Below are 23382 nucleotides of genomic sequence, written 5' to 3'. Positions count from 1 at the left end.
CACCTCCTGGAGGGACACGAAGGCCGGTCGCCCATCCTGCTGGGAGGACAACCGGCCTGCACCGGACCGACCAGTGTACGTCGGGACGGTCCGGCACGCGCTGCGATGCGGCGCACCCGTGGTCCGGTGGCGGACTGCCGGACCTACCGGGCGTTGAAGTACTTCGCCTCGGGGTGGTGGATCACGATCGCGTCGGTGGACTGCTCGGGGTGCAGCTGGAACTCCTCGGAGAGGTGTACGCCGATCCGCTCGGGCTGGAGCAGCTCGGCGATCTTCGCCCGGTCCTCCAGATCCGGGCAGGCACCGTAGCCGAGCGAGAAGCGCGCACCGCGGTACTTCAGCGCGAACATGTCCTGGACGTCCGAGGGGTCCTCGCCGGCGTAGCCGAGCTCGGAACGGACCCTGGCGTGCCAGTACTCGGCGAGTGCTTCCGCCAACTGCACCGACAGGCCGTGCAGTTCGAGGTAGTCACGGTAGGAGTTGGCCTCGAACAGCTCGGCCGTGGCCTCGCCGATCCGCGAGCCGACAGTGACCACCTGAAGACCGATCACATCCCGCTCGCCGGACTCCTCGGGGCGGAAGAAGTCCGCCAGGCAGAGCCTGCGGCCGCGGCGCTGGCGGGGGAAGGTGAAGCGGGTCCGCTCGCTGCCGTCCTCGTTGAGGAGGATCAGGTCGTCGCCCTTGGAGACGCAGGGGAAGTAGCCGTAGACGACGGCCGCTTCGAGCATGTTCTTGGTGTGCAGCTGGTCCAGCCAGCCGCGCAGATGCGGACGCCCCTCGGTCTCCACCAGCTCCTCGTAGGTGGGGCCTTCGCCCTTGCGGGCTTCCTTGAGCCCCCACTGCCCCTTGAAGAGGGCGCCCTCGTCCAGCCAGGACGCGTACTCCTTGAGCTGGATCCCCTTGACGACGCGGGTGCCCCAGAACGGCGGCTCCGGGACCGGGTTGTCGACCGCCACATCCGAGCGCACGGAACCCGCGGGCTCGTCCACCTCCAGGACGGCGGCCGTGTCCCGCTTCGGTACCCGGCGCTGCTTGAGCTCGGGCAGTACGGCGCCGGGGACGCCCCGCTTGACGCCGATCAGCGCGTCCATCAGGCGCAGGCCCTCGAACGCGTCGCGGGCGTAGCGGACTTCGCCCTCGTAGATCTCGTGCAGGTCCTGTTCGACGTACGCCCTGGTCAGCGCCGCGCCGCCGAGGATGACGGGGAAGTCGGCCGCCATCTTGCGCTGGTTGAGCTCCTGCAGGTTCTCCTTCATGATCACTGTGGACTTGACGAGGAGGCCGGACATGCCGATGACGTCGGCCTTGTGCTCCTCGGCGGCTTCCAGGATCGCGGAGACGGGCTGCTTGATGCCGAGGTTGACGACGTTGTAGCCGTTGTTGGTCAGGATGATGTCGACGAGGTTCTTGCCGATGTCATGGACGTCGCCGCGGACGGTGGCCAGCACGATGGTGCCCTTGCCGTCGGCGTCGGTCTTCTCCATGTGCGGCTCCAGATGGGCCACCGCGCTCTTCATGACCTCGGCCGACTGCAGCACGAACGGCAACTGCATCTGGCCGGAGCCGAAGAGTTCGCCGACGACCTTCATTCCCTCCAGGAGGGTGTCGTTGACGATCTCCAGGGCCGGCCGGTCCTGGAGTGCTTCGTCGAGGTCGGCCTCCAGGCCGTTCTTCTCGCCGTCGATGATCCGGCGCTGCAGACGCTCGTCCAGCGGGAGGGCCATGAGTTCCTCGGCCCTGCCCTGCTTCATGGACTTCATGTTGACGCCCTCGAAGAGCTCCATGAGCTTCTGCAGGGGGTCGTACCCCTCGGCGCGGCGGTCGTAGATCAGGTCGAGGGCCACCTTGACCTGCTCCTCCTCCAGCCGGGCGATCGGCAGGATCTTGGAGGCGTGCACGATCGCCGAGTCCAGTCCCGCCTTCACGCACTCGTCGAGGAAGACGGAGTTGAGGACGACGCGGGCGGCGGGGTTGAGGCCGAAGGAGATGTTGGACAGGCCCAGCGTGGTCTGGACGTCCGGGTGACGGCGCTTGAGCTCGCGGATCGCCTCGATGGTGGCGAGGCCGTCGCCCCTCGACTCCTCCTGACCGGTGCAGATCGTGAAGGTCAGGGTGTCGATGAGGATGTCCGACTCATGGATCCCCCAGTTGCCCGTCAGATCCTCGATCAGCCGCTCGGCGATGGCGACCTTGTGCTCGGCGGTACGGGCCTGGCCCTCCTCGTCGATGGTCAGCGCGATCAGCGCGGCGCCGTGCTCGACCGCCAGCGCCGTGACCTTGGCGAAGCGTGACTCGGGACCGTCGCCGTCCTCATAGTTGACCGAGTTGAGGACGGCCCGGCCGCCCAGCTTCTCCAACCCCGCCCGCAGCACGGGCAGTTCGGTGGAGTCCAGCACGATCGGCAGGGTCGAGGCGGTGGCGAAGCGGCCGGCCAGCTCGGTCATGTCGGCCACCCCGTCGCGGCCCACGTAGTCGACGCACAGGTCGAGCATGTGCGCGCCCTCGCGGATCTGGTCGCGCGCCATCTCCACGCAGTCGTCCCAGCGCGCCTCCAGCATGGCCTCGCGGAACTTCTTGCTGCCGTTGGCGTTGGTGCGCTCGCCGATCGCCATGTACGCGGTGTCCTGGCGGAACGGCACGCTCTGGTACAGGGAGGCGGCGCCCGGCTCGGGGCGCGGTTCGCGGGCTGTGGGGGTGAGGGCGCGGGCCCGGTCGACGACCTGTCGCAGATGCTCGGGCGTCGTACCGCAGCAGCCGCCGATCAGGGACAGACCGTAGTCGGTCACGAATGCTTCCTGCGCGTCCGCCAGACCCTCGGGGCCGAGTGGGAAGTGCGCGCCGTCCTTGGTCAGCACGGGCAGGCCCGCGTTCGGCATGCACATCAGCGGCGTACGCGAGTGGCGGGCCAGATAGCGCAGGTGCTCGCTCATCTCGGCCGGGCCGGTCGAGCAGTTCAGACCGATCAGGTCGATACCCAGGGGCTCCAGGGCGGTCAGCGCGGCGCCGATCTCGGAGCCGAGCAGCATGACGCCGGTCGTCTCGAAGGCGAGCGAGCAGATCAGCGGAACGCTGACGCCGAGCGCGTCCATCGCGCGGCGGGCGCCGATCAGGCTCGATTTGGTCTGCAGCAGGTCCTGGGTGGTCTCCACGATCAGGGCGTCCGCACCGCCGGCGAGCAGCCCCTCGGCGTTCTGCTGGTAGCCGTCCCGCAGGACGTCGTACGTGGTGTGGCCGAGGGACGGCAGCTTGGTGCCGGGGCCGATCGAGCCGAGGACCCAGCGCTGGCGGCCGTCCTTCGCACCGAACTCGTCGGCGACCTCGCGGGCGAGGCGGGCGCCCGCCTCGGACAGCTCGGTGATCCGGTCGGCGATCTCGTACTCGTTCGCCGCCGAGTGGTTCGCACCGAAGGTGTTCGTCTCCACGCAGTCGACGCCGACAGCGAAGTACTCCTCGTGCACCGAGCGGACGATGTCCGGCCTGGTCACGTTCAGGATCTCGTTGCAGCCCTCCAGCTGCTGGAAGTCCTCGAGAGTGGGATCCTGCGCCTGCAGCATCGTGCCCATCGCACCGTCGGCCACCACCACACGGGTGGCGAGTGCCTCTCGGAGTGCGTCGGCTCGGGTCCGGCTGTCAGCGGAAGGGGTCGGCGACGAGGCCATGGAATGTACTCCCTGGGATGCGACGGCTGTCGGCTTTGCGCCTTCCGGCAGGATGGCGCACCAGGCCAGGGTAACGGGGACGGCGCCGATCGGGGCGGGTGTTCCACGGGACGGACACCTCTGCCACCACGGCTCCGCGGGTGGCGTCCGGTGTCACCCGGCCGCACTCCGCGTGACACTTGGTCGACATGGACCGATAGTGTTCAGCATTGCCGAACAGCGTGGAGGGTGGCCCAGCAATGGCGAAGAACATTCAGTCCCTGGAGCGGGCGGCTGCGATGCTGAGGCTGCTCGCGGGCGGCGAGCGGCGGCTCGGCCTGTCCGACATCGCCTCCTCCCTCGACCTGGCCAAGGGCACCGCCCACGGCATCCTGCGGACCCTCCAGCAGGAGGGCTTCGTGGAGCAGGACCCGGCATCCGGGCGCTATCAGCTGGGGGCCGAGCTGCTGCGCCTGGGCAACAGCTATCTGGATGTGCACGAGCTGCGGGCGCGCGCCCTCGTCTGGACCGACGACCTGGCCCGCTCCAGCGGTGAGAGCGTCTATCTGGGCGTCCTGCACCAGCGGGGCGTCCTGATCGTCCACCATGTCTTCCGCCCCGACGACAGCCGGCAGGTGCTGGAGGTCGGAGCCATGCAGCCACTGCACTCCAGCGCCCTCGGCAAGGTGCTCTCGGCGTACGACCCGGTGGCGCACAGCGAGGCCATGGAGACCGAGCGGCAGATCTTCACCCCCCGCACGATCAGCGACCCGGAGCAGTTCGAGTCGGTGCTCGACCTCACCAGGGCGCGCGGCTGGGGCTCCGATGTCGAGGAGACCTGGGAGGGCGTGGCATCGGTGGCCGCCCCCATCCACGACCGGCGCAGGATGCCGCTGGGCGCCATCGCGGTGACCGGTGCGGTCGAGCGGGTCTGCGTGGACGGGGAGCTGCGTCCGGAGCTGGTGGCCGCGGTGCGCGACTGCGCCCGCTCCGTCTCGCGCGATCTGGGCGCCGGCCGCTTCTGAGGCGTCGCCGGGGGTACGGCCTCGGGGCCCCGGCAAGGTCCCGGCCCGGCCCCGGCACGGCCCCACGGGAAGTCCTCTTCGAGTTTCACGTCACAGCCCCTTGACGTTTTACCGACCTCAGGACAAAACTGCCGTTCATCGGTCGGCATTGTCGAACACTTAACGGAAATACGCGTTAAGGTGTGACAGTGCCAAGGGCCGGCAACGCCCTCACCTGAGGGCGCGGACGACCGGAGGAAACCGGTGTCCGGCTTCCCCTGGACGAAGGACAAAGGAGTCGCGGGTGTCCAGCTCCGACATCTTCATCGGCGAGACCATCGGGACCGCCGTACTCGTACTGCTCGGCGCCGGTGTGTGCGCCGCCGTAACACTCAAGCGCTCCAAGGCCAAGGACGCGGGCTGGCTGGCCGTCACGTTCGGCTGGGGATTCGCCGTACTGACCGCCGCCTACATCTCCACCGGTGTCTCCGGCGCTCATCTGAACCCGGCGGTGACCATAGGCCTGGCCATCAAGGGCGACACCCCGTGGGGCGATGTACCCCTGTACCTCGGCTCGCAGTTGCTCGGCGCCATGATCGGCGCGACGCTGGTCTGGGTGGCGTACTACGGACACTTCCAGGCCCACCTGAGGGACCCGGAGATCGCGGCGCCGGCCAAGAGCACCGGGAAGAGCGAGCCGGGCCCCGGCCCGGTGGGCGGTGTCTTCTTCACCGCGCCCGAGATCCGCAACGTCGTGCAGAACCTGGCCACCGAGATCATCGGCACCATGGTCCTCGTCCTGGCGATCCTGACCCAGGGTCTGAGCGCGGACGGCAAGGGCCTGAGCATCATCGGCGCTCTGATCACCTCGCTGGTCGTCGTGTCCATCGGCCTCTCGCTCGGCGGTCCGACCGGTTACGCCATCAACCCGGTCCGTGACCTCGGCCCGCGTATCGTCCACTCCTTGCTGCGGCTCCCCCACAAGGGCAGCTCGGACTGGAGCTACGCGTGGATACCCGTGGCGGGCCCCCTCATAGGCGGCGCTCTCGCAGGCGGTCTGTACAACCTCGCCTTCGCGTGAGCTCCCGGCACCGACGACCACCCCCTCAGACTCTCGGAGCACACCGTGACCACTGACGCTCACACCACCGGGCCGTTCATCGCGGCCATCGACCAGGGCACCACCTCCAGCCGCTGCATCGTCTTCGACCGGGACGGACGGATCGTCGCCGTCGACCAGAAGGAGCACGAGCAGATCTTCCCGAAGCCGGGCTGGGTCGAGCACGACGCCGCGGAGATCTGGACCAACGTCCAGGAAGTCGTGGCGGGCGCGGTCGGGAAGGCCGGGATCACAGCGGCCGACGTCAAGGCCATCGGCATCACCAACCAGCGCGAGACCACGCTGCTCTGGGACAAGAACACCGGTGAGCCCGTCCACAACGCCATCGTCTGGCAGGACACCCGCACCGACGCGGTCTGCCGCGAGCTCGGCCGCAACGTGGGCCAGGACCGCTTCCGCCGTGAGACCGGCCTGCCGCTCGCCTCGTACTTCGCCGGGCCGAAGATCCGCTGGCTGCTGGACAACGTCGAGGGGCTGCGCGAGCGCGCCGAGGCCGGCGACATCCTCTTCGGCACCATGGACTCCTGGGTCATCTGGAACCTCACGGGCGGGGTGAACGGCGGCGTCCACGTCACGGACGTCACCAACGCCTCCCGCACGCTGCTGATGAACCTGCACACGATGAAGTGGGATCCGAAGATCCTCGCCTCCATCGACATCCCGGCGGCCGTGCTGCCGGAGATCCGCTCGTCCGCCGAGGTGTACGGCACGGCCGGCGCGGGCGTGCTCGCCGGGGTCCCCGTCGCCTCCGCGCTCGGCGACCAGCAGGCGGCCCTGTTCGGCCAGACCTGTTTCTCCGAGGGCGAGGCCAAGTCGACGTACGGCACCGGCACCTTCATGCTGATGAACACCGGTGGCACGCCCGTCAACTCGTACAACGGCCTGCTGACGACCGTCGGCTACCAGATCGGCGACCAGAAGCCGGTGTACGCCCTGGAGGGGTCGATCGCCGTCACGGGATCGCTCGTCCAGTGGCTGCGCGACCAGATGGGCATGATCAACAGTGCCGCCGAGGTCGAGACCCTGGCCTCATCGGTCGAGGACAACGGCGGCGCGTACTTCGTGCCGGCCTTCTCCGGTCTGTTCGCCCCCTACTGGCGTCCCGACGCGCGCGGCGTGATCGCCGGTCTGACCCGCTACGTCACCAAGGCGCACATCGCCCGTGCCGTGCTCGAAGCCACCGCCTGGCAGACGCGTGAGATCAGCGACGCCATGACCAAGGACTCCGGCGTCGAGCTGACCTCGCTCAAGGTCGACGGCGGTATGACCTCCAACAACCTGCTGATGCAGACGCTCTCCGACTTCCTCGACGCACCCGTGGTGCGCCCGATGGTGGCCGAGACGACCTGCCTCGGCGCTGCCTACGCCGCCGGTCTCGCCGTCGGCTTCTGGCCGGACACCGACGCACTGCGCGCCAACTGGCGCAGGGCCGCCGAGTGGACACCCCGGATGGACGCGGCCGTCCGTGACCGCGAGTACAAGAACTGGCTCAAGGCCGTACAGCGGACCATGGGCTGGCTCGAAGACGAGGAGTAACCAATATGACCACCCTGCAGAGCGTCCCGGCCCTCGGGACGCACCCGGCCTCCGGCTCCCTTCCGAGCCGCGCCGAGACTCGGGAGCAGCTTTCCAAGGCGACGTACGACCTCCTGGTGATCGGCGGCGGAATCCTGGGCATCTCCACCGCCTGGCACGCCGCGCAGTCCGGGCTGCGGGTGGCCCTGGTGGACGCCGGTGACTTCGCCGGCGCCACTTCGTCCGCTTCCTCCAAGCTTCTGCACGGCGGCCTCCGCTACCTCCAGACGGGGGCCGTGAAGCTGGTCGCGGAGAACCACTTCGAGCGCCGCGCCGTCTCCCGTGACGTGGCCCCGCACCTGGCCAACCCGCTGACGTTCTACCTGCCGGTGTACAAGGGCGGCCCGCACGGCGCGGCCAAGCTCGGTGCGGGCGTCTTCGCCTACTCCGCGCTCTCCGCCTTCGGCGACGGTGTCGGCCACGTCATCTCCGCGGCGAAGGCGCAGCGCGACGTGCCCGAGCTGCGCACCGACAACCTCAAGGCCGTCGCGGTCTACGGCGACGACCAGATGAACGACTCCCGGATGGCCCTGATGACGGTGCGCGCCGCCGTCGAGTCCGGCGCCACCGTGCTCAACCACGCCGAGGTCACCGGGCTGCGCTTCACGCAGGGCCGGGTGACCGGCGCGGAGCTCAAGGACCGGCTCGACGGCAGCGAGTTCGGCGTCAGCGCCCGGCTCGTACTGAACGCCACCGGCCCCTGGGTCGACCACCTGCGCAAGCTGGAGGACCCGAACGCGGCGCCCTCCATCCGGCTCTCCAAGGGCGCACACCTGGTGCTCAAGCGCACCGCGCCCTGGCGTGCCGCGCTGGCGACGCCGATCGACAAGTACCGGATCACCTTCGCCCTCCCCTGGGAGGACCAGCTGCTGCTCGGGACCACCGACGAGGAGTACGAGGGCGACCCGGCCGATGTCTCGGTCAACGAGAAGGACATCACGCAGATCCTGGACGAGGCCGCCTTCTCGGTACGGGACCAACAGCTCTCGCGTGATCTGATCACGTACTCCTTCGCCGGGCTCCGGGTGCTGCCCGGCGGCCCCGGTGACACCTCGAAGGCCAAGCGCGAGACGGTCGTCACCGAGGGGCGCGGCGGGATGCTGTCGGTGGCGGGCGGCAAGTGGACGACCTTCCGGCACATCGGCCGTACGGTCATGAACAAGCTGGCCGCACTGCCCGGCCACCCGCTCGGCGACGACATGGAGCCGATCTCGCACCTGCCGAAGAAGCAGCCGCTGCCCGGCATCGCCAACCCGCACGCGGTCGCGCACCGGCTGCTGGTGGACGGCGGGACGCCGGGGCCGCGGATGGCGGCGGACACCGCCCGCCACCTGGCCACGCACTACGGCTCGCTCTCCTTCGACATCGCGCGGCTGGCGAACGAGGACCCGGCGCTGGCCGAGCGGGTCCACCCGGACGCCCCGGAGATCTGGGCGCAGGTCGTCTACGCGCGCGACCACGAGTGGGCCGAGACGGCCGACGACGTGCTGCGCCGCCGTACGACGCTGACGATCCGGGGTCTGGCCACGGACGACGTCCGGGCGAAGGTCGAGGACGTGCTCGGCAAGAAGTAGTGACTGCGCTGCGGTGAAAGCAGCACAGCGGTGAGGGGCGGTCCTGGCGGGCCGCCCCTCACTCGTGTCATCCGGTTGCCCGGTGCGGCAGCGCCTCAGGGCGAGACCTCCTCCAGGCGCCGCCCCGCCGTCTCCTCCGCGCCGACCACCGCGACGGCGGCGCCCGCCAGGGCCACCGCTCCCAGCACCACGAAGACCGGGGAGACATGGCCCCCCGCGTACACCATGCCGACGGCGATGGGGCCGAGGATCACCCCCAGCCGGTTCATCGCGCCGCCCATGCTGCTGCCCAGGGCCCGCATCCGGGTCGGGAAGAGTTCGGGTGTGTAGAGGTAGAGGCAGATGTTGGAGCCGAAGAAGAAGACCGCGGCGAGCGAGGTCCACACCAGCACCTGGACGGGTGTCCGGGCGCCGAGGTACGCGAGTACGAAGAGCATCACGGCGGCTCCGGACAGGCAGACCGTGATGACGCGCCTGCGTCCGGCGCTGTCCACGGTGAGGGCCGCGGCCAGACAGCCCGCGAGTCCCGCGCAGGCCGTGACGGTCGAGTAGAGGAGCGCGTCGGAGAGCGAGAGGCCGTAGCGGTTCTGGTAGATCGTCGGCAGCCAGGACGTGATGCCGTAGTTGACGAAGTAGCCGGTGAACCAGAGGGCGCCGATCACCAGGGTGCGGCGGCGGTAGCGGCCGGTGAACAGCCCGCGCAGACCGCTCGTCCCGGCTTCCGGGACCGCTCGGGGCGCCGTGCCCGCCTCGTCCGCCGGCGGGTCGGTGACCGGTGGCAGCGGTTTCCCGGTGGCGTGCTGGACCGCGGCCTCGATCCTGGCCATCACATCGGCCGCCTCCTGGACCCTGCCGTGTTCGGCGAGCCAGCGCGGCGACTCCGGTACGGCGCGCTGCACCAGGACGCACAGCACCCCGGGCACGGCGGCCAGCACATACATCCAGCGCCAGCCGAGCAGCGGCACCACCCAGGCGGCGACCAGCGCGCCCACGGTGAGTCCGGCCGGGAAGACCAGTTCGTAGAGCAGGACGAACCGCCCGCGCCGGTGGCTGCGGGTGATCTCGGCGATGAAGGTGGCGGCCACCGGGACCTCGCCGCCGATGGCCAGTCCCTGGACGAAGCGCACCGCCATGAAAGAGCCGGACGACTGGGTCGCGGCCAGGGCGAGGTTGGCGAGGCTGGAGACGGCCACGCACAGGGCGATGACCTTGACACGGCCGATCCGGTCGGCGAGCCGGCCGGAGAGCACCGCACCGATCAGCATCCCGACCGAGCCGACGGTGAGCAGCCAGGTGGAGGCGGAATCGGTCAGGTGCCACTCGTGGCGCAGCTGGGGCATCGCGTACGCGATCAGAAGCTGGTCGAACGCCTCGAAGAAGGTGACGGCGCCCACGATGAGCCGGACGGTGACATGCCAGCGGCTCATCGGGAGCCGTTCGAAACGGGCGGCTACGGCCGCCCGGACCGCTCGGTCCGCTGAAGCGTCGATCGTCATATGCAGGGTCCTCCGACTCCACGGCTGAGGGGCGAGGGCGAGGCGAGAAGAACGCGGTGTCCCACGGAGGTTGTCCGCAACCCGGACTACGAAGCGCGTTAGGCCAAAGTTTCTTAGCGCTTAAGTTGTATCGCCTGCGCACCGGACGGCGTCAAGGGTCTGCACAGGTAAATCACCAAACAATTAGGGGTTGCGTCGAGATATTTAAGCCCTTAGATTTCTAGCCCTCACCCAAAGCAGCCCCCACCCAACCCCGTTCAGCCAGGAGGCTCCCGAATGCCCCGGTCCCCTGCTGCCGAAGTACCCGACGAAGCGCTCGTGGCCGGCGTGTGGCGCCGCGGCGCCGGTGCGCCGGCCGAGACCGTCGACCCGGCCACCGGCCAGGTGCTCGCCACCGTGCACGCCGTGACCCCGGCGGAGGTCGACGAGGCCGCCGAAGGCGCCGCCCGCGCCGCCGTCGACCCTGCCTGGCGCGCACTCCTCCCCCACCAGCGCGCCCGGCTGCTGTACCGGATCGCCGAGCTGACCGAGGGCGCAGCGGAACACCTCGCCGCGCTCCAGACCGCCGACACGGGCAAGGCCCTCACCGAGACCCGCGCCCTGGTGGCCAGCGCGGCCGGGACCTTCCGGTACACGGCCGCCGCGCTGGAGACCGCCGAGGAGGCGATCACCCCCTCGCGCGGCGACTACCTCACGATGAGCACCTACGAACCGATCGGCGTCGTCGGCGCGATCAACCCCTGGAACTCCCCGGTGGCCAGCGACGCGCAGAAGCTCGCGCCCGCCCTCGCCGGGGGCAACGCGGTCCTGCTGAAGCCCGCCGAGTGGACCCCGCTGGTGTCGCTCGCGCTCGGCCGGCTGATCAGCCGCGCCCTCGGTGAACTCGCACTGCCCGCCGGGCTGCTCTCGGTGCTCCCCGGGCGCGGCAGCGTCGTGGGCGACGCCATCGTGCGCCATCCCCGTACCGGAAAGGTCAGCTTCACCGGCGGTACCGACACCGGACGGACGATCGCGCATGCCGCGGCCGAGAAGATCATGCCCGTCTCGCTGGAGCTCGGCGGCAAGTCACCGACCATCGTGCTCGCCGACGCCGACATCGAACAGGCCCTGGCCGGCGTGATGTTCGGGGTCTTCTCCTCCAGCGGCCAGTCCTGCATCGCCGGTTCGCGGCTCTTCGTGGCGCGTGAGATCTATGACGCCTTCGTCGGTGAACTCGTCGAGCGCACCCGGAAACTGCGGGTCGGCCCGGGCACCGCGCCGGACACCCAGGTCGGGCCGCTGGTGCACCACCGGCACCGGGACTCCGTCGCGGCCCGGGTCGACCTGGCGCGCGCCGAGGGGGCCCGGGTGCTCTGCGGCGGCTCGGTCCCGCCGGGCGACGAGTACCGGGACGGCGCCTACTACCTGCCGACCGTCCTGGACGGACTGGACAACTCCTCGCGCACCTGCCAGGAGGAGATCTTCGGGCCGGTGCTCGCCGCGCTGCCGTTCGACGACGAGGACGACCTCGTCCGGCGGGCCAACGCCTCGGTGTACGGGCTGGCCTGCGGCATCTGGACCCGTGACCACCGGGCCGCCTGGCGGATCGCCCGACGGGTGGAGGCCGGCACGGTCTGGATCAACACGTACAAGCAGTTCAGCATCGCCACCCCCTTCGGCGGCCTCAAGGACAGCGGTCTGGGGCGGGAGAAGAGCCGCGACGGCATCCGCGCCTACCAGCGTCAGAAGTCCCTGTACTGGGGCACATCGGACGCCCCCCTCCCCTGGGCCGCCCCCTAGGGGTCTTTCGTTTGGAGACAGTCATGCCCCAACCCCCCATCGGCCGGCTGCGGTCACTGCGCAGCGTCGAGCTCTTCACCCCCGCCTTCTCCGAGACCGCCGACTTCTACCAGGAGGTCTGGGGTCTGGAGAGCGTCGAGTCCGGCCCCGGTGCGCGCTGGCTGCGCGGCACCGGCACCGAGCACCACGTCCTGCACCTCACCCGCGCCGACCGCACCGGCCTCGGTCGGATCGCCTTCGCCGTGGCCACACCCGCCGAGGTGGACGAGGCCGCCCGGCGGCTGCTCGCCCGGGGCATCACCCCGGTCGCGGGCCCGGGACCGCTCGACCAGGTGGGCGGCGGCTACGGGCTGCGCTTCACCGACCCGGAGCACCGGCTGATCGAGATCAGCGCCGAGGTCGAGGCGGTCGCACCGCGCGGCCGGGACGGCTCGGTGCCGGTCGGCATCACCCACACCGTGCTCAACACCACCGACATCGACGCGTCCGTCGCCTTCTACCGCGATGTGCTCGGCCTGCGGGTCTCCGACTGGTCCGAGCACCAGATGGCGTTCCTGCGGTGCAACGCCGACCACCACTGCATCGCCTTCAACCAGGCCGAGTGGGCGTCGCTGAACCACGTGGCGTACGAGATGAGTTCGGTCGACCACTTCATGCGCGGGCTCGGCCGCCTGCGTCACCACGGCATCGTCCCGCAGTGGGGCCCCGGCCGGCACGGCCCGGGCGACAACACCTTCTCGTACTTCACCGACCCGTCGGGGCTCGTCTGCGAGTACACGTCGGAGGTCGCGCAGATCGTGGAGGACGCCTGGATCGCGCGGGTCTGGCGGCGGACCCCCGAACTGTCCGATCTCTGGGGCACGGCCGGGCCGCCGTCGGCGGAGATCCGCGACCGGATGGCGGGCACCCCCGACCCCGGCCCGCTCGCCGCCCCCGCGGCCCCCGGCACCAACACCAGCACCGACACCGACACCGACACCGACACCGAGGAGATTCCGGTATGACCCGCAGCGTGGGACTCGTCGGCTGGGGCGCCATCGGCCGCACCGTGGGCACCGCACTCGCCGCAGGCACCGTCGAAGGCGCCGAGCTGGTCTGTGTGGTGGACAACCGCGTGATCGGCGAAGCACCCGCCCCCCAGCTGACGTTCGAGGAGGCCCTGGAGCGCTGCGATCTGATCGTGGAGGCCGCGGGCCAGGGCGTCGTACGGGAGTGGGCCGAGCGCATCCTGCGGTCCGGGACCGATCTGCTGATCGCGTCGACCGGGGCACTCACCGACGAGGAGCTGGCGAAACGGCTGCTGGAAGCGGGCCCCGGCCGGGTGTACTTCACATCGGGCGCCGTCGGGGGTCTCGACCTGCTCCAGGCCGCCCGGGGCCTCGGACCGCTGCACGACATCCGGCTGACCACCACCAAACTGCCGTCCACCCTGGAACAGCCCTGGATGGACGAGGAGTTGCTGACCCGGATGCGGACGGCGACCGGTCCGGTCGAGGTCATGTCGGGCACCGCACGCGACATCCCGGTGAAATTCCCCAAGTCGACCAATGTGGCCGCTTCGGTGGCCCTCGCCGTGGGGGACCTGGACGCGGTACGGGTCCGGGTGGTCGCCGACCCGGGCGCCGACCGTACCCGCCATCTGATCGAGGCGGAGGGCCCGCAGGGGGCGTACCGCTTCGAGGTCACACATCTGCCGGACCCGGGCAACCCAGCCACCAGCCAGATCGTGCCGTACGCGGTGCTGCGCAGCATCGCGGCCGTCGCCGGGCGGACGGGGCAGATCCTGTGACCGCCGCGCCGTCGGCCGCCCCGCATGTCACGGAGGCCGGGACCGAAGGACCGCTGCTGCTCTGCCTGCACGGCATCGGCTCGTCGTCCGCCGCCTTCGCCCCGCAGCTCGCGGAACTCTCCGCGTACGTACGGGTGGTGGCCTGGGACGCGCCGGGTTACGCGGCGTCACCCGACCCGCAGGGCCCGCTGACGCTCGACGGCTACGCGGACGCGGCGGCGGCGCTCATCGAGGAGCGCGGCGGCAGCGCCCATGTGCTGGGCGTCTCCTGGGGCGGGGTCATCGCACTGCGGCTGGCCGCCCGCCACCCGGGGCTCGTCGCCTCGCTGATCGTCGCCGACTCCAGCGCCGGTTCGGGCACCGACCCGGCGAAGGCGGCAGCCATGCGCGGACGGGCGGCGGAGCTCGCGACCGCCGGGCCGCGGGCCTTCGCCGAGCAGCGCGGACCGCGGCTCGTCTCCGGAGCGGCGCCGAAGGACCTGGTGCGGCGGGTCGTCGACACCATGGCCGGCGCCGTCCGGCTGCCCGGCTACGGCTACGCGGCGGAGGCGATGGCCGCAGCCGACCTCCGTACCGAACTCACCGCGATCACCGCCCCCGCCCTGGTCATCTGCGGCGACCATGACCGGGTCACCGGCGTCGAGGCGAGCCAGCTCATCGCGGGCTCCCTCCACAAGTCCGCCTACGTGATCGTCAAGGACGCCGGTCACCTGGCCAACCAGGAGCAGCCCCGGGCCTTCAACGCCTGGGTCCTCTCCCACCTCCGGATCACCGCACAGATCCCCGAATGACCCACCCGAGCAGTACCGCGCAGAAGGAGCACGTCATGCCCGTCACCACCACCGAGTACGACAACGGCGGCGACCTCGCCGGCTACACCGACTCCCTGATCGCCACGAAGGACTCCCGCGAGCCCGACTGGGACACCCTGGCGTTCCAGGCCAAGGCCGGTGACCAGTACCGGCGCGCGCAGATCCGCTACGTCGGTTCCGGCGCGACCGGCAACCACGACGGCGACAACAGGATCCTGCCGTCCGGCGGGTTCACCTTCTCCAACATGCTGCTGCCGCCCGGCGCCGAGGGCCCCGAGCACACCCACCACGACGTCGAGGAGGCCTTCTTCGTCCTGGAGGGCAAGGTCCGCGTCGGGATCCACCGCGGCGACAAGGAGGCGGAGTACCGCACGCTCGGCTACCGCGACATGATCGTGGTCCCGGCGGGCGTGGCGCGTTCGCTGAAGAACGAGGGCGACACCGACGCGCTGTTCTGCGTCGTCATCGGCACGCAGAAGCCGCAGGTCCCGACCTACCCCGAGCACTCGCCGATGCACGGCGTGACCCGCGACTGATGCGCACTGTCGTCATCACCGGCGCCGGCCGTGGCCTGGGACTGGCCATGGCCCGCCGGGCGGCCCGGGACGGCTTCCGCGCCGTCGTCGCCGAACTGGACCGGGAACGCGGCGAGTCCGCGGTCCGCGCGCTCCGCGACGAGGGCCTGGACGCCCACTTCGTACAGTGCGACGTGGCGGACCCCGCATCGGTCGACGCCCTGGCGTCGGCCGTCGCCGGACTCGGCCCGCTGCACGGCCTCGTCAACAACGCGGCGCTCGCCAACGGCGTGGGCGGCAAGGAGTTCCAGGACATCACCGTCGAGGAGTGGGACCGGCTGATGGCCGTCAACGCCCGCTCCCCCTGGCTGGTCTCCCGAGCGCTGCTGCCCCAGCTGCTCGCGCACGGCGACGGCGGGCGCATCGTCCATCTCGCGTCCGACGCCGCCCTGTACGGCTCCGCACGGCTCGCCCACTACGTCACGTCCAAGGGCGCCGTGATCGCGCTCACCCGGGCGATGGCCAGGGAACTCGGCGACCGCGGCATCACCGTGAACGCGGTGGCGCCCGGCATCACCGAGGGCGAGGCCACCGAGTCCGTACCGGCCGAGCGCCATGAGCTGTACCGCGCCAACCGGGCCATCTCACGCCCGCAGCGCCCCGACGATCTGCTGGGGCTCGTCTCGTACCTGCTGGGCGCCGAGTCCCGTTACCTCACCGGACAGGTGATCGCCGTCAACGGCGGCTTCACCATGAACTGACCATCGGAGCAACTGATATGGATCTGGGCCTCGCCGACCGCACCGTACTGGTGACCGGCGGCAGCTCGGGCGTCGGCCTGGCCACGGTCCGCGCCCTGCTCGACGAGGGCGCCAACGTCGCCACCTGCGGCCGTGACACGGACCGGCTCGCGGCGGCCGCCGCAGGTCTCGGCGCGGGCGGCGACCGGCTGCTCACCGGGGTCTGCGACGTCCGGGACGCCGAAGCGGTCCGCCGCTTCACCGAGCGCACGGCCGAGCACTTCGGCGCGCTGGACGGGCTCGTCAACAACGCCGGCCAGTCGCGGATGAAGGGCTTCGCCGAGAGCACGGCGGAGGACTGGCGGGACGAGCTGGAGCTGAAGTTCGCCGGCGTCCTCAACCCGCTGCACGCGGCGCTCGCCCTGCTGCGTGCCTCGCCGGTCGCATCGGTCGTCAACATCAACGCGGTACTCGCCAAGCAGCCCGAACCCCGGCTCATCACCACCAGCGCCGCCCGCGCCGGGATCCTCAACCTCTCCAAGTCCCTTTCGCAGGAGCTCGCCCCGGACGGCATCCGGGTCAACTCCGTCTGCCTGGGCCTGGTCGACACCGGGCAGTGGACCCGCCGCCACGCGTCGTCCGGCACCTCGCTGCCGTACGAGCGGTGGCAGGCGGAGCTGGCCGCCGACCGCGGGATCTCGCTCGGCCGGCTCGGCCGTGCCGAGGAGGTCGCCTACGCGGTGGTGTCCCTGCTCTCGCCCCGCGCCTCGTACATCACCGGCACCGGCATCGACGTCTGCGGCGGCGTCGGCCGCTCCATCCTCTGAGGAGACCACCATGCGTTACACCACCGGAGGCGATCTCCTCGTCGCCGTCCTGCGTGAACTCGGCATCGACACGGTCTTCGGCATCGTCAGCGTGCACAACCTGCCGCTGGTCGAGGCCGTCGACCGGGAGCTGCGCTTCGTGCCCGTGCGGCACGAGGCCACCGCCGTCAGCGCCGCCGATGCCTACGGCCGGGCGCGCGGCTCGATCGGCTGCGCGCTCACCTCCACGGGCACCGGCGCGGGCAACGCGGCCGGTTCGCTCATCGAGTCGCTCAGCTCGGGCACCGCGGTCCTGCACGTCACCGGGCAGATCGACAGCGCCTACCTGGGCAGCGGGCGCGGCTTCATCCATGAGACCAAGGACCAGCTGTCGATGCTGCGTGCGGTCTCCGCGTACGCCGCGACCGTCACATCGGCCGATGACGCGGGGCGGCTGCTGCGCGAGGCGGCCCGCGCCGCGCTGACCGCTCCGGGCGGGCCCGGCAGCGTCGAGTGGCCGGTGGATCTCCAGTACGCGGCGCAGACCGACTCCGGTGCGGCGCCCACCGAGGTCCCGCATCCGGTGCCCGACGCGGCCGCACTCGCCGCCGCCGCCGCGCTGCTGGCGTCCGCGCGGCGCCCGCTGATCTGGGCGGGCGGCGGGGCGACCGGAGCCGGACCGCAGCTCACGGCGCTGCTCGCGGCGACCGGCGCGGGCCTGCTGACGTCCAACTCGGGGCGGGGAGCGGTGCCGGAGGACCACCCGGCGGTCATCGGCAACTTCGCCACCACGCCGGCCGGGCGCGCCCTGCTCGCCGACGCGGACGTACTGCTCACCGTCGGCACGCACTTCCGGTCCAACGAGACCGCCGACTACACCCTCGAACTGCCCGCGGCCCACATCCAGCTCGATGTCGACCCGGCCGCACCGGGCCGCGTCTACCCGGCGCGGCACGCCCTGCACGGGCGCGCGGCCGATGTGCTGGAGTCCCTGCTGCCGTACGCGCGCCGGGTGGAGCCGGAGTGGACGGACCGGGTCACGGCCGTACGCGAGGAGGTACGGGCCCTGCTGCACGACTCCATCGGCCCGCAGGCCGCGGTCTGCGACGCGCTGCGGGCCGTGCTGCCCCGCGAGGCGGTCGTCGCCCGCGATGTCACCATCGCCTCCAGCAGCTGGGGCAACCGGCTCCTCGACATGTACGACCCCCGGTCCAATGTCTTCCCGCGCGGCGGCGGCATCGGCCAGGGCCTCGGCATGGGCATAGGGGCGGCGCTCGCCCGGCCGGACACCCCCACCGTGGTGCTGGCCGGCGACGGCGGCCTCGCCGTCCACCTCGGCGAGCTGCTCACCCTCGCCCAGGAGCGCCCGGCCCTGACCCTCGTCGTCTTCAACGACGGCGGCTACGGCGTGCTCCGCAACATGCAGGACCGCTACAGCGAGCGGCGGTCCGGCGTCGATCTGACCACCCCGGACTTCGAGCAACTGGCGGGCGCCTGCGGCCTCCCGTACGCCCGGATAGCGGCCGCCGAGCACGCGCTCCCGGTGCTCGAGCACGCGGTGGCGTCCGGCGGGCCGGTGCTCGTCGAGGTCGACCTGGCCGAACTCGGCCCGATGAAGAACCCGTTCACCCCGCCCGTCACGATCCCCACGGCGTAGGGAGGCCACCATGGACACGACCGGCGAATCCCGGCTCGAACTTCTTGTCCGCACCATGACCCTGGAGGCCGACGGGGTCCTCTCGGTCGGTCTCGTCCACCCGGACGGCAAACCACTGCCGGCCTGGGAGCCCGGCGCCCATCTCGATCTGGAGGTCGGCGGGCTGACCCGGCAGTACTCGCTCTGCGGGGACCCGCACGACCTGTCCGGGTACCGCATCGGCGTACTCGACGAGCCGTCGTCGCGCGGCGGTTCACGGTATGTGCACACCCGGCTGCGCCCCGGCCAGCGGGTCACCGCCGCCGGGCCGAGGAACCACTTCGCGCTGGACGAAGCGGAGCGCTACGTCTTCATCGCGGGCGGCATCGGCATCACCCCGATCCTGCCGATGGCCCGGGAGGCCGGGCGCAGGTCCGTTCCGTACACCCTGGTGCACGGCGGCCGGACGCGGGCATCCATGGCGTTCGGCTCCGAGCTGGCGGCGCTCGGCGGCGGGGACGTGCTCCGTCATCCGCAGGACGAGCTGGGGCACATCGACCTGGCGGCGGCGCTGGACGGTGTGGGCCCCGGCACGCTGGTGTACTGCTGCGGGCCGGAGCCGCTGCTCAATGCCGTGGAGGCGGTCTGCCCCGCCGGGCTGCTGCGGGTGGAGCGGTTCGCCGCACCGGCCGTCGAACCGGCCGGGGACGACACGGCCTTCGACGTGGAGTGCCGTGCGTCCGGTGTCACCGTCGCGGTCGGCAGCGGCACCTCCGTCCTGGCGGCCGTCGAGGCCGCGGGCATCCGCGTCGGCAGCTCCTGCCGGGACGGCATCTGCGGGACCTGCGAGACCCGGGTGCTCGAAGGCACCCCGGACCACCGGGACTTCGTACTCAGCGAGACCGAGCACGCGTCGAACGCGACCATGATGATCTGCGTGTCGCGCTGTGCCTCGGGACCTCTCGTACTCGACCTCTGATGACCCCCTGTCGCGGCGGAGGCCGTGAAAACCCCGAACCCCTCCTGGAGGCACTGTGACCACCGACTGGCCCTACCTGGACGTACATCAGTCACGCACCCATGAGCCCACCCCCTACGAGTACCGGCTCGCCTCGGCGCTCGAAGAGGTCTTCACCCACGAGGGCCATGAACTGGCCGACGTCGTACGGGGGCTCAACGCCCGCCAGGTGCACTCCCCCGACGGCGCCCCGTGGACCGAGCAGTCCTTCCGCGACGAGATCAACCGACTGGGAGCGTGACATGACCACTCTGACCGCCGACCACATCTACGCCACCGGACTGCGCAACCAGTGGCACCCCGTCGTGCCCTCCCGCTTCGTGGCGCCGGGCGCGATGCGCAAGGTCACCGTGCTCGGTGAGGAGTGGCTGCTGTTCCGCCGCTCCGACTCGACGCTGAGCATGCTCGCCGACCGCTGTCCGCACCGCGGCGCGCCGCTCTCGCTGGGCAAGCACCTGGGCGACCGGGTGGCCTGCTGGTACCACGGCCTTGAGATCGAGACCGATGGCACGGTCTCCTCGGTGCCGGGACTGCCCGGCTGCAACCTGGAGGGCAAGAAGCTCGTCAGGAGCCTGCCGGTACGCGAGGTGGGCGGGGCGGTGCTCGCGTACTTCGGCGACGACGAGCACCCCGAACCTGCGCCGCTGACGCTGCCGGAGCCGCTCACCGACCCGGGCACCGACTCGTTCCTCTGCTACGCGGAGTGGAACGGCCCCTGGCGGTACGCGGTGGAGAACCTGCTCGACCCGATGCACGGCGCGTTCCTGCACCACGAGTCGCACACGATGTTCGACGGCGACACCACGGCCAAGTTCCGCATCCGGGAGACCGGGCGCGGCTACTTCTTCGAGAAGACCGACCAGCGCGGCGTCAACTTCGACTGGGTCGAGCTGTGCAGGACCGGCGTCGACTGGGTCGACCTGTCGATCCCCTATCCCCCGTCGGCCGGCCCCGGCGGCCCGTTCGGCATCGTCGGGATGGTCTGCCCGGTGGACGAGAACCGTACGGGTGTCTTCTTCTGGCGCTACCGCAAGGTCGAGGGCTGGCAGCGGGACAGCTGGCGCTTCCTCTACCGGACCCTGATCGAGAAGCGCCACTGGGAGGTGCTCGAACAGGACCGGGTGATGCTGGAGGCCATGCCGGCCGACGCCGACCAGCGGGAGAACCTGTACCAGCACGACCTGGGCGTGGTCCGGCTCCGCCGGATGTACCGGGCGGAGGCCGAGGCACAGGCGGCGGAACAGGCGCTGCCGCGGTGATCACCCGCCGCTGGCTGGGTGTCCTGAGCCTCCTGGTCATCGTGCTGATCTCGTACATCGACCGGGTCAATGTGTCGGTGCTGATCACCGACCGGGCCTTCACCGGTCATTTCGGGATCACTGGCGACCGGGTGGCGCAGGGCGCCCTGATGACGGCCTTCCTCGTCGGGTACGGGCTGGCCGCGTTCTTCCTCACCCCGCTGTACGAGTCCCTCCTGGGTGTGCGCCGCGGTCTCCTGGTGAGCGTCGCCCTCTGGTCGGTGCTCACCCTGGTCTCGCCGTACGCACTGGGCGCGGTCGTGCTGGTCGTCCTGCGCGCCTTTCTCGGCACGGCGGAGGGACCGCTGTTCTCGCTCAAGACGATGTATGTGAGTGAGCACTTCACGCCCGGAGCCGTGGGCAAGCCCAACGCGGTGACCTCGATGGGGGTCTCGCTGGGGACCGCGGTGGGGCTGCCGCTGATCACGTATCTCGTCAACCGCTTCGACTGGCACAGCTCGTTCCTGCTGCTCGCCGCCCTGAACGCGGTGGTGGGGCTGCCGCTGATCGCGTTCTTCGTCCGGGGACGGGGCATCCGGCGGACGGCGGAGCGGCAGTCCTTCCGGGCGACGCTCGGACAGGCCCTGCGCACCCCGCGGCTCGGGAGCATCCTGCTGATAGAGATCGCCACCCTCGCGTATCTCTGGGGAAGCAGCGCCTGGCTGCCGTCGTACCTGCTCCAGGAACGCCACTTCTCGCTGGCCGAGATGGGGGCGGTGGCGTCCCTGCCGTTCCTGCTGAGCCTCGCCTCCGGCTTTCTGGGCGGCTGGCTGCTGGACCGGCTGCCCCCGCGCCGTCTCCCGCTGCTGTTCGTCGTGGGCAGTATCGGGACCGGGGGCTGTGTCCTGCTGGTCATCGGAGCGGACTCCGCCTGGCTCGCCGCCACCGGTCTTGTGCTCGCCAACGGATTCTGGGGTCTGCAGGGTCCGGCGATCCCGACGCTGGTGCAGCAGGGGGCGCCCGCCGGCTCCGTCGGCAGTGCCTACGGGGTGGTGAACGGGATCGGCAATCTCGTCTCGGCGTTCATGCCGATGGCGATGGGCGCCGTGATGGGGCTGCTCGGGGGTCAGGGGTTCGCTGCCGGCTACGCGCTGCTGGCCGCCACCCAGGCCGTGACGCTGGTGTGCGGCGTCCGGCTGCTGCTCCGGCCGGTCCCTCAGCCCGAGGCGGAGTCCGGTTCCGGCTCATCGGCGTCCGATCCGGTGATGGACCGCTCCAGCCTGGACAGCAATCGTGCCAGCTGACGGCACTCCGCGGGGGTGAGGCCGCCGAGCATCCGGCGTTCGTTGTCGAGATGCTCGGCGAACACCTCGTCCACCTTGGCGAGTCCGGCGTCGGTGAGGCGCGAGTAGACGACGCGGCGGTCCTCGGCGTCGCGCTCCCGGACGATCAGGCCGTCCTTCTCCAGCCGGTCGATCCGGAGCGTCACCCCGGCCGACGACACCAGGCCCGAGTCGGCGAGCTGGCCCGCCGTCAGCCGGTAGGGCGCACCGGCCCTGCGCAGCGCGGTCAGTACGTCGAAGCCCGCCACCGAGAGCCCGTGCTGGTCGATCGCGCTGGTGAGCCTGGTGCTGTACCTGAGAAAGGTGCGGTGCAGTCTGGCGAGGACCTCCAGGGGCGCGGTGTCCAGCTCGGGACGCTCCCTCGCCCAGTCCCCCACAATGGACGCGACAGCATCCTGATGTGCCCCCACCGTCTTCTTCCCGGCCATGCGCCGCAGCCTCCCTGTCACCGCTCACAAAGTCGTACAAGGATGAAACCTTAGCCCTGAAATATATCGCTCCGCACAGGTGTCGCACGGCCCGGTCCGGCGGGTTACCCGGACCCGCGTGCGCGAGAGGCCCCGGAGGAGCCATAATCAGCAGATACATCGGATGTCTGTTGAGGCGAGGTTCCCATGGCTGTGACCGACGAGGCCATCGAGAAGATCAAGGAAATGATCGTCTCGGGCGCACTGCGGCCAGGCGACCGGCTGCCCAAGGAGAGTGAACTCGCCGCGGATCTCGGTCTGTCGCGCAACTCGCTGCGCGAGGCGGTGCGCGCGCTCTCGCTGATCCGCATCCTCGACGTGCGGCAGGGCGACGGCACGTACGTCACGAGTCTCGATCCCCAGCTGCTGCTCGAAGCGATGAGCTTCGTCGTGGACTTCCACCGGGACGACACCGTGCTGGAGTTCCTGGCCGTACGCCGCATCCTGGAGCCGGCCGCGACGGCGATGGCCGCGCACCGGATCGGCGAGGAGGAGCTGGAGACGCTCAGCGCCCAGCTGGACGCGCTCGGCCCGCAGCCCTCCGTGGAGGAACTGGTCGCCTGCGACCTGGAGTTCCACCGGGGCATCGTGCAGAGCTCGGGGAACTCGGTGCTCTGCTCACTGCTCGACAGCCTCTCCGGGCCCACCACCCGCGCCCGGGTATGGCGGGGACTGACCCAGGAGGACGCGGTGAGCCGTACGCTCCACGAGCACCGCGCCATCCTGACAGCGCTCAGGGACCGGGACGCCGAAGCGGCCCGGTCCTGGGCGACGGTGCACATCGCCAGCGTCGAGCAGTGGCTGCGCTCGACCCTGTGAGTACGGGGCCCAG

Annotated in this window: 20 protein-coding genes; 17 read left to right on the top strand and 3 right to left on the bottom strand. The window is 70.9% G+C overall.

What is annotated here, in order from left to right; genetic code table 11:
• Positions 1 to 143 precede the first annotated feature (143 nt).
• Positions 144 to 3659: a methionine synthase gene (gene metH, locus OG210_RS26840; protein ID WP_328324953.1), complete on the bottom strand. Its 3516-nt coding sequence runs from the start codon at positions 3657 to 3659 to the stop codon at positions 144 to 146.
• A gap of 239 nt (positions 3660 to 3898) precedes the next feature.
• Here metH and OG210_RS26835 point away from each other — a divergent pair, with 239 nt between their 5' ends.
• The 4 genes from OG210_RS26835 to OG210_RS26820 all read left to right on the top strand — a co-directional run bounded on the left by OG210_RS26835 (position 3899) and on the right by OG210_RS26820 (position 8911).
• A complete protein-coding gene (locus OG210_RS26835; protein ID WP_328324955.1) occupies positions 3899 to 4663 on the top strand; it encodes an IclR family transcriptional regulator in 765 nt (254 codons plus the stop codon).
• A 283-nt stretch (positions 4664 to 4946) separates the two neighbouring features.
• Positions 4947 to 5723, top strand: coding sequence for an MIP/aquaporin family protein (locus tag OG210_RS26830; RefSeq protein WP_328324957.1), 777 nt, complete (start codon positions 4947 to 4949; stop codon positions 5721 to 5723).
• Between the two features lie 45 nt (positions 5724 to 5768).
• The gene (glpK, locus tag OG210_RS26825) at positions 5769 to 7298 is read left to right on the top strand and encodes a glycerol kinase GlpK (protein WP_328324959.1); all 1530 of its coding nucleotides are present in this window, start codon (positions 5769 to 5771) and stop codon (positions 7296 to 7298) included.
• 5 nt (positions 7299 to 7303) lie between these two features.
• Entirely contained in the window at positions 7304 to 8911 is a 1608-nt protein-coding gene (locus tag OG210_RS26820; RefSeq protein ID WP_328324961.1) for a glycerol-3-phosphate dehydrogenase/oxidase, read from the top strand.
• Between the two features lie 95 nt (positions 8912 to 9006).
• Here the strand turns inward: OG210_RS26820 and OG210_RS26815 are convergent, their stop codons facing one another.
• The gene (locus tag OG210_RS26815; protein ID WP_328324963.1) at positions 9007 to 10407 is read right to left on the bottom strand and encodes an MFS transporter; all 1401 of its coding nucleotides are present in this window, start codon (positions 10405 to 10407) and stop codon (positions 9007 to 9009) included.
• A gap of 276 nt (positions 10408 to 10683) precedes the next feature.
• On the opposite strand from OG210_RS26815, the gene OG210_RS26810 reads away from it, so the two are divergent.
• The 12 genes from OG210_RS26810 to OG210_RS26755 are packed head-to-tail and all read left to right on the top strand — an operon-like array spanning position 10684 to position 22044.
• A complete protein-coding gene (locus OG210_RS26810; protein WP_328324965.1) occupies positions 10684 to 12186 on the top strand; it encodes an aldehyde dehydrogenase in 1503 nt (500 codons plus the stop codon).
• Between the two features lie 23 nt (positions 12187 to 12209).
• The gene (locus OG210_RS26805) at positions 12210 to 13190 is read left to right on the top strand and encodes a VOC family protein (protein WP_371539041.1); all 981 of its coding nucleotides are present in this window, start codon (positions 12210 to 12212) and stop codon (positions 13188 to 13190) included.
• Positions 13187 to 13975 carry an aspartate dehydrogenase domain-containing protein gene (locus OG210_RS26800; RefSeq protein WP_328324969.1) on the top strand — a complete coding sequence of 263 codons (789 nt, stop codon included), beginning with the start codon at positions 13187 to 13189 and terminating at the stop codon, positions 13973 to 13975. Before OG210_RS26805 ends, OG210_RS26800 begins: the two co-directional genes overlap by 4 nt.
• Positions 13972 to 14766: an alpha/beta fold hydrolase gene (locus OG210_RS26795; protein ID WP_328324971.1), complete on the top strand. Its 795-nt coding sequence runs from the start codon at positions 13972 to 13974 to the stop codon at positions 14764 to 14766. Before OG210_RS26800 ends, OG210_RS26795 begins: the two co-directional genes overlap by 4 nt.
• A gap of 35 nt (positions 14767 to 14801) precedes the next feature.
• Positions 14802 to 15323, top strand: a complete 522-nt coding sequence (locus OG210_RS26790) for a cupin domain-containing protein (protein ID WP_328324973.1) — start codon at positions 14802 to 14804, stop codon at positions 15321 to 15323.
• Positions 15323 to 16063: an SDR family oxidoreductase gene (locus tag OG210_RS26785; protein ID WP_328324975.1), complete on the top strand. Its 741-nt coding sequence runs from the start codon at positions 15323 to 15325 to the stop codon at positions 16061 to 16063. Before OG210_RS26790 ends, OG210_RS26785 begins: the two co-directional genes overlap by 1 nt.
• 17 nt (positions 16064 to 16080) lie before the next feature.
• Positions 16081 to 16869 (top strand): SDR family oxidoreductase, encoded by a 789-nt coding sequence (locus tag OG210_RS26780; RefSeq protein WP_328324977.1) that lies wholly within the window; start codon positions 16081 to 16083, stop codon positions 16867 to 16869.
• 10 nt (positions 16870 to 16879) lie between these two features.
• Complete coding sequence (locus tag OG210_RS26775; RefSeq protein WP_328324979.1) at positions 16880 to 18505, top strand: thiamine pyrophosphate-binding protein; 1626 nt, start codon at positions 16880 to 16882, stop codon at positions 18503 to 18505.
• 10 nt (positions 18506 to 18515) lie between these two features.
• The gene (locus OG210_RS26770) at positions 18516 to 19463 is read left to right on the top strand and encodes a PDR/VanB family oxidoreductase (protein WP_328324981.1); all 948 of its coding nucleotides are present in this window, start codon (positions 18516 to 18518) and stop codon (positions 19461 to 19463) included.
• 55 nt (positions 19464 to 19518) lie between these two features.
• Positions 19519 to 19743 (top strand): recombinase-like helix-turn-helix domain-containing protein, encoded by a 225-nt coding sequence (locus OG210_RS26765; protein WP_266858651.1) that lies wholly within the window; start codon positions 19519 to 19521, stop codon positions 19741 to 19743.
• A gap of 1 nt (position 19744) precedes the next feature.
• Complete coding sequence (locus tag OG210_RS26760) at positions 19745 to 20761, top strand: aromatic ring-hydroxylating dioxygenase subunit alpha (protein ID WP_328324983.1); 1017 nt, start codon at positions 19745 to 19747, stop codon at positions 20759 to 20761.
• Complete coding sequence (locus OG210_RS26755) at positions 20758 to 22044, top strand: MFS transporter (RefSeq protein ID WP_371539034.1); 1287 nt, start codon at positions 20758 to 20760, stop codon at positions 22042 to 22044. Before OG210_RS26760 ends, OG210_RS26755 begins: the two co-directional genes overlap by 4 nt.
• Here OG210_RS26755 and OG210_RS26750 read toward each other — a convergent pair.
• Positions 21957 to 22511: a MarR family winged helix-turn-helix transcriptional regulator gene (locus OG210_RS26750; protein ID WP_371539031.1), complete on the bottom strand. Its 555-nt coding sequence runs from the start codon at positions 22509 to 22511 to the stop codon at positions 21957 to 21959. The two genes, OG210_RS26755 and OG210_RS26750, sit on opposite strands and share 88 nt — an antisense overlap.
• A gap of 186 nt (positions 22512 to 22697) precedes the next feature.
• Here OG210_RS26750 and OG210_RS26745 point away from each other — a divergent pair, with 186 nt between their 5' ends.
• Positions 22698 to 23369 (top strand): FadR/GntR family transcriptional regulator, encoded by a 672-nt coding sequence (locus OG210_RS26745; protein WP_328324990.1) that lies wholly within the window; start codon positions 22698 to 22700, stop codon positions 23367 to 23369.
• Positions 23370 to 23382: the final 13 nt, after the last annotated feature.

Source organism: Streptomyces sp. NBC_00466, from assembly GCF_041433995.1.
GTDB lineage: Bacteria > Actinomycetota > Actinomycetes > Streptomycetales > Streptomycetaceae > Streptomyces.
This window is presented reverse-complemented; position numbering and strand designations above follow the sequence as displayed.

Coding starts and splice junctions, on each gene's coding strand:
- metH (WP_328324953.1), bottom strand. CDS start 3,659: ATGGCCTCGTCGCCGACCCCTTCCGCTGACAGCCGGACCCGAGCCGAC.
- OG210_RS26775 (WP_328324979.1), top strand. CDS start 16,880: ATGCGTTACACCACCGGAGGCGATCTCCTCGTCGCCGTCCTGCGTGAA.
- OG210_RS26835 (WP_328324955.1), top strand. CDS start 3,899: ATGGCGAAGAACATTCAGTCCCTGGAGCGGGCGGCTGCGATGCTGAGG.
- OG210_RS26820 (WP_328324961.1), top strand. CDS start 7,304: ATGACCACCCTGCAGAGCGTCCCGGCCCTCGGGACGCACCCGGCCTCC.
- OG210_RS26760 (WP_328324983.1), top strand. CDS start 19,745: ATGACCACTCTGACCGCCGACCACATCTACGCCACCGGACTGCGCAAC.
- OG210_RS26745 (WP_328324990.1), top strand. CDS start 22,698: ATGGCTGTGACCGACGAGGCCATCGAGAAGATCAAGGAAATGATCGTC.
- OG210_RS26810 (WP_328324965.1), top strand. CDS start 10,684: ATGCCCCGGTCCCCTGCTGCCGAAGTACCCGACGAAGCGCTCGTGGCC.
- OG210_RS26790 (WP_328324973.1), top strand. CDS start 14,802: ATGCCCGTCACCACCACCGAGTACGACAACGGCGGCGACCTCGCCGGC.
- OG210_RS26805 (WP_371539041.1), top strand. CDS start 12,210: ATGCCCCAACCCCCCATCGGCCGGCTGCGGTCACTGCGCAGCGTCGAG.
- OG210_RS26770 (WP_328324981.1), top strand. CDS start 18,516: ATGGACACGACCGGCGAATCCCGGCTCGAACTTCTTGTCCGCACCATG.
- OG210_RS26780 (WP_328324977.1), top strand. CDS start 16,081: ATGGATCTGGGCCTCGCCGACCGCACCGTACTGGTGACCGGCGGCAGC.
- OG210_RS26815 (WP_328324963.1), bottom strand. CDS start 10,407: ATGACGATCGACGCTTCAGCGGACCGAGCGGTCCGGGCGGCCGTAGCC.
- OG210_RS26785 (WP_328324975.1), top strand. CDS start 15,323: ATGCGCACTGTCGTCATCACCGGCGCCGGCCGTGGCCTGGGACTGGCC.
- OG210_RS26800 (WP_328324969.1), top strand. CDS start 13,187: ATGACCCGCAGCGTGGGACTCGTCGGCTGGGGCGCCATCGGCCGCACC.
- OG210_RS26750 (WP_371539031.1), bottom strand. CDS start 22,511: ATGGCCGGGAAGAAGACGGTGGGGGCACATCAGGATGCTGTCGCGTCC.